Annotated in this window: 6 protein-coding genes; 1 reads left to right on the forward strand and 5 read right to left on the reverse strand. The window is 27.0% G+C overall.

What is annotated here, in order from left to right:
• Positions 1-171 precede the first annotated feature (171 nt).
• From RDK80_RS19930 to RDK80_RS19945, 4 genes are all read right to left on the reverse strand, one after another.
• Positions 172-393, reverse strand: coding sequence for a hypothetical protein (locus tag RDK80_RS19930; RefSeq protein WP_308525306.1), 222 nt, complete (start codon positions 391-393; stop codon positions 172-174).
• 60 nt (positions 394-453) lie between these two features.
• The gene (locus tag RDK80_RS19935) at positions 454-735 is read right to left on the reverse strand and encodes a hypothetical protein (protein WP_308525307.1); all 282 of its coding nucleotides are present in this window, start codon (positions 733-735) and stop codon (positions 454-456) included.
• A 381-nt stretch (positions 736-1,116) separates the two neighbouring features.
• Positions 1,117-2,049 carry a hypothetical protein gene (locus RDK80_RS19940; protein WP_308525308.1) on the reverse strand — a complete coding sequence of 311 codons (933 nt, stop codon included), beginning with the start codon at positions 2,047-2,049 and terminating at the stop codon, positions 1,117-1,119.
• Between the two features lie 59 nt (positions 2,050-2,108).
• Positions 2,109-2,993: a hypothetical protein gene (locus RDK80_RS19945; RefSeq protein ID WP_308525309.1), complete on the reverse strand. Its 885-nt coding sequence runs from the start codon at positions 2,991-2,993 to the stop codon at positions 2,109-2,111.
• A gap of 144 nt (positions 2,994-3,137) precedes the next feature.
• Between RDK80_RS19945 and RDK80_RS19950 the strand changes: the two genes are divergently transcribed.
• The gene (locus RDK80_RS19950; RefSeq protein ID WP_308525310.1) at positions 3,138-3,392 is read left to right on the forward strand and encodes a hypothetical protein; all 255 of its coding nucleotides are present in this window, start codon (positions 3,138-3,140) and stop codon (positions 3,390-3,392) included.
• A 34-nt stretch (positions 3,393-3,426) separates the two neighbouring features.
• On the opposite strand, the gene RDK80_RS19955 is transcribed toward RDK80_RS19950, so the two are convergent.
• The gene (locus RDK80_RS19955) at positions 3,427-4,431 is read right to left on the reverse strand and encodes an Eco57I restriction-modification methylase domain-containing protein (protein WP_308525311.1); all 1,005 of its coding nucleotides are present in this window, start codon (positions 4,429-4,431) and stop codon (positions 3,427-3,429) included.
• Between the last annotated feature and the right edge of the window lie 860 nt (positions 4,432-5,291).

The following is a 5,291-nucleotide window of genomic DNA, read 5'->3' on the forward strand; positions in this document are numbered from 1 at the left end:
AAATAATATTATATAGATACCAATAACATTTTTGTTTCAAATTAAATGATAGTTTTAAAGTTCGATTTAATAGTTTTCTGATTGTATTACTTGTAATTATTGACCTCATTTTTTTTGAACTTCTACTTCGAACTTTTCCCTACTCTATTATTTAATACTGAATTATTAATCTTAGCATCTATTAAAATCTACTAACCACAAAATTATCGAAGGCATAAAGAAAAATATTATAGCCCTCCATTCAAACAATTCAAATAACTTATTCATTATAAATGAATAAGAAATAATAAAAATAAAAGCTAATAATAAACCATTAATCCTTCCTTTTAATAAATTAAATATCTTAAAACCAAGTAATAAAAATAAAATCATTAAAGTAATTACTAAATTCATTAACTACACCTTCCTTTTTTATAAATTTTAATTCTTACAGATATGCAAAAAGGACACTAATTAAAGTGTCCAGAATGCTATTTTGTCGAGCTTGATATCTACAACTGATATAATGTATAAAATTGATAGTACAATTTCAACTCCAAATACTATTATTCTTGTTTCAAGGCTCTCAATTTGAGAAGTATAGTGTATTGTATTAATAACTGTATTTAATACTATTACACCCTTAAAAGCCTTATTCATAGCTTGCCCGAATTTCCCTTCCTTTCTTAATGCCATACTAAGTATAGCTCCTACTGTTCCAACCATACAATTAATTAAATTTAAAATAGTTTTCATAACACGTACCTCCTTGTTTTTTAGCTTTTATATTTTTGTACTAAAAAAGAAGATATGTACTCCAGAATAGTTCAAGACATAAGAAATTTCAACCTATTAAAAATCCCTCCATTTTGAAATTTCCTACCTTTTGAAACTTAACTGTTTCTACATCTTCTTACCTGTTTTCTTTATTATATTTCATTATAGATTAATAGAAATTATTTATCACAATTTATTGTCTTATAACCGAAAAAATTCCTATACGCTAAGCATATAGGAATTTCTTTTTAAAAACTAAAAGGGAAGAACAAGGGGGAGTGTTATATACAAAATTCCTTTCCTGCAAGTAAGGAAAATTGTTATATTGATATATTACTGTAGTTTTTTTATTTTATAACTCTATTTTATTTTTTTGTGTTCTACCTCTGTCTTATACTCTTCAATTAAATTATTAGTTTCTAAAATCATATCATATTGCTTCTTAAACTCTTGATCCTCAGTAGCATCGTAGAAGAAAATAGCTTTTTCTTTTAACTTATAGAAGCCATCAAGAACTTTTGGCTTTATTGTTCTTTTTCCCTTATCCTCTATTTCTATCCTGTGTGAAATTTTATAATAATACCAGATAGCTCTTTGTCTTTCTATCTCATCAATTAATGTATTTTCAAAATCATTATCCCTGTAATAATCATCTCTACTATATTTTCCTTTTACAGTTTTAGTTAGATATAGTAGCTCTGAGTGTTTATCTAGAACTTCCTCTAATTTTACAGTTTCCCTACTGGTTTCTATATACTCCTTATACATTAAATTATCTTTAAACTGTTTATATATTTCTAATGTTAAATTATCTACATATTCTTTTATGTTATTTAAAACTTCTTCTTTATCTATATCATCATTTATTTTATGTACTCTTTCATATTGATTTATATTTAATGTAGGAAACGACTTAATAACCAACTTTATTTCAAATAAATTATTTATATCTAAACTAAGGCTATATTTTTCACTAAGTTTAAAATAATAATCTTTTATTTCTTGAGTAGTATCATCTACAAGTGTTTTTAAATCTATTTCTTCGCTCCCTTTATAAATTGATATTCTCTGTTTTCTATAATCACTTAATAGCATATAGTAATTCCCATCTACAAAGCCAACTGCACTTCTTTCGATTTTTCTCCTTATTAATCCTAATTTGCTTAAAAACAACTTACTATATTTTTTAGGTATATCATGACTTGATCTTATAGAAACAGAAATTAAATTATCTTGAAATGCTCTTTGTATCTCGTAAAAAGTTTTATTGCAGTATTTTTTTATCTCTTCCATATCACTCAACTCCTTTTTTAAATTATATAACAAATCTATAAAGTTTTATACAGAACTTCTTAATAGGCAGGTAAAAAAATCATTTCTTCTCCTGTTACTACCTCATAATTTTCTTTAGCTATAATGTCTCGTGCTTCATAATTCTTTGTTATTATTTCAAAATTTATTTGGATTTCTTGTGTAGGCTCAGCTCCACTTATAATATTTTGTAATTTATCAATTGCCCTATCAAATCTAGCAATATAATAACTATCTTCAAATTTATCCCTTTCTAATTGTAAGTTTATCAATAATTCTTCAGCTTCTTCTCTTGTAGCAATAACACGAAAGTCTGAATGTGAAATACCCCTTTTGGTATCTCCTAATACTTTCAATCTATAATCTATTTTTTCTATTTCTTTTGTATAATGAGCTTTCAATAAGGCTTGTCTGCTTTTTGGGGTGCCTTGCAGTTCCTTTTTATATTTAGCTATAAGATTAATTTTATCGCTATTCAGTTTTTCTCTATAACTCGTGACATTCGTTTTAAATTCTTTTTTCTTCTTTAACTTTTTAAATTCATCTTTTAAATCCTCTTCTGTTTGAATTTTTCCCTGCATAATTATGTTCTGTGGAAGCAGTTTAACAATATTATAAACTCCCTTTGAATGCTCTGTGCTTCCACTTCCAGAAAACCGAGCATTACTATCAACATTAACTTTATATTGATTTCTAAGTTTTTCTGTTGTTTTAAAAACTCCTTTATCTGTATTTTTTACTTCTTCTATATATCCTCCTGACTTCAATTTATGAAATAGGGTTTGATTTCCTATTTCGATTATTTGGTCTTTTGATAATCTACCTTCTGAATACAAGAAATATCTTGCTACTTTTTCTAAAGTTTTATTGTTCCAATTCAATTTTACACTTGCTTGTTTTCTAGCTTTTGTACTTCTTCTAGTCATTTCATCAACCTCCTTTATTGTTTTTTAAATTATATGTAAGTATTTCATTTTTTATAATGTTAATGCCTTAACTTTATTGACTAATGAAGCTTTTTAACTTCTTTTATGTTAAAATATAAGAAATTATATAAGGGGGTTTTACATATGAAAGAAAGAATGATATTTAATGATATCTTATATAGATTTGAATTTTTAGATGAAACAAAAAAACAAATGCTTTTATTAGGAATGACAATAGAGGATATAAAAGATGCCTTTTTTAATGATGAAGAACAAAATGAACACTTCTCAGGACTGTCTCCAGATAGTTGTGGCACGTTTGTTTATTCTAATACAAAAGATCGTACATTCGTTATTAAGAAGGATCACACTATACTAAATATAACTAACGTGTGGTAATATGAAAACTCCAGTCAAAACTGGAGCTTTTTATTTAAAGGCCATATTCATATAAAACATTTGAAATAATAGTATAAATAAGTGTGTAACTTATTCTCTTTCTTATCATATCTCTCCCACAAGCCTTAAAATTTGATAAAAACATACTATTGTATTTTTTCCTATAGCTATTTAATTTCTTGTTAAAATCTATTACTAGAGCCTTCTGGTATTTTATTGGTATATGCTGATCAAATGAAACAGTTATATAACTTTTTCTATTTTCATCACCATAATATTTTTCTCTATCCCAGAACATCTGGACTTTTCCTTCTTCCGTTCCTGAGTCTATACATTTTATATGAAGATAAGAAAGTGCTGGTCTTTCTTTAGTGTTAGTCAATCTTTTAATTTTTATATTTGACTGCTCTAAGTTAAAGATTTCACTTCCTATTGTGTAACCCTCTTCTAGTTTTATTTTGAATTTTTGTTCTTTTCCTTTCGGCAGGAAAATTGTATTTAAAGTTTGCTCTGTATTTTCTTTTTTAATAAAAGAAAAAGCACAAACTGGAAGAGGTGTATCATCAAAAATTTGCTTTTCAAAAACTTTTAGTTTTTGGACTTCAAATTTAGAAAGAAAAACTTTTCTAAATTCTTTGTCTGAAGCATTAAAAAAGTTTAATGGAATGATTAGTATTCCCCCCTCTGCTTCTAGCATTGTTTTTATTGAAGCTTTGTATAAATCATCAGTTTTTAACTTTTCAAAGACCGTTTTCTCTTTTGTTCTTGTTTTATGAAGGTAAGGGGGATTTGTAAAGACCCACTTCTTTCTATAATCTGGTGGATTTAAAATACTATTTCTTTTTTCAGTTTCATCATTTTTAGGGTCTAAATCATATGCTTCAACTTTGTGTTTATCTTTAACTAGATTTAATAAATCCCAATTACCAGCGAAAGGTTCTACTATTGTAGCTCCTTCTGGGAAAATATCTAACAAACCTTCTGTAATGTATTGAGCATTTGTTGTGTAAAATTGACCTAATTCTTTTTTCTTACTCATCTACTATCTCTCCTTATCATTTGATAAGGAAAAGATAACAGTAAATAAAATTTGCATTTCCATTAAAACAGAATTATCTTAATACAAAATTACTTTTGAGCTATTTTTGAATTTATTTTGACTTTAACTTTTGAAATATTTTTGAAGTATTTTTGAGGTTTTAAAAAGGCAGGATAAACGGACAGTCCATTCTGCAAGCAAAAGGGCTGTTTCTGAAAATAGTCCTTAGACTATTTTTAGAAATTTTTTCGACCGAAGGAAGAAAAAATAAGCCCCGTAGTTCCCCCGTGCCTTTTGGGGGAACGAAGCCCTTTAGGGTTTTGCGTGCGGTGGCAACGACCGAAGTTTTTTGAACGTAGTGAAAAAAATAAGGGAAGTTGGCCTGCCCTTTTTTCAAGTGAAACAAACCCCGTTAAGGGGTGAAGTTGAACGATAGAAAAAAGGAGTAGAATGGACATAGTGCAAGCACCTGTTTTTTCTCCCCCTCTTTCTCCTACCTCAATTATTTGATACAGCTTGATTGTATCAATATTTTTTACCTCTTTTGGTTGGTGAATCAATAATCACTTTTATATTTTATTTTAAATAGTGGTATAAACAGGGCTTAAAATATGAAAAATATCGGAGAGTCATAAGATGATATGTGGTAAAAACGTAGGAATAAAAGGGAGAAATTTTAAGAATAGGAATTATAGAAAGTGAAGTATAAGCGATAGAAAAAATGAATTAATTTCTTCAAATATTAAATATTTAATATTTTTCAAAACCTTTTCAAAATCTTTTTTTCGAAATTCTTCAAAAAATCTTCAAAATCTTATAAAAATAAAATCTATGTACATTATATATATAAAGTATGTATA

Source organism: uncultured Tissierella sp. (genome assembly GCF_902479755.1).
GTDB classification, from domain to species: Bacteria; Bacillota; Clostridia; order Tissierellales; family Tissierellaceae; genus Tissierella; species Tissierella carlieri.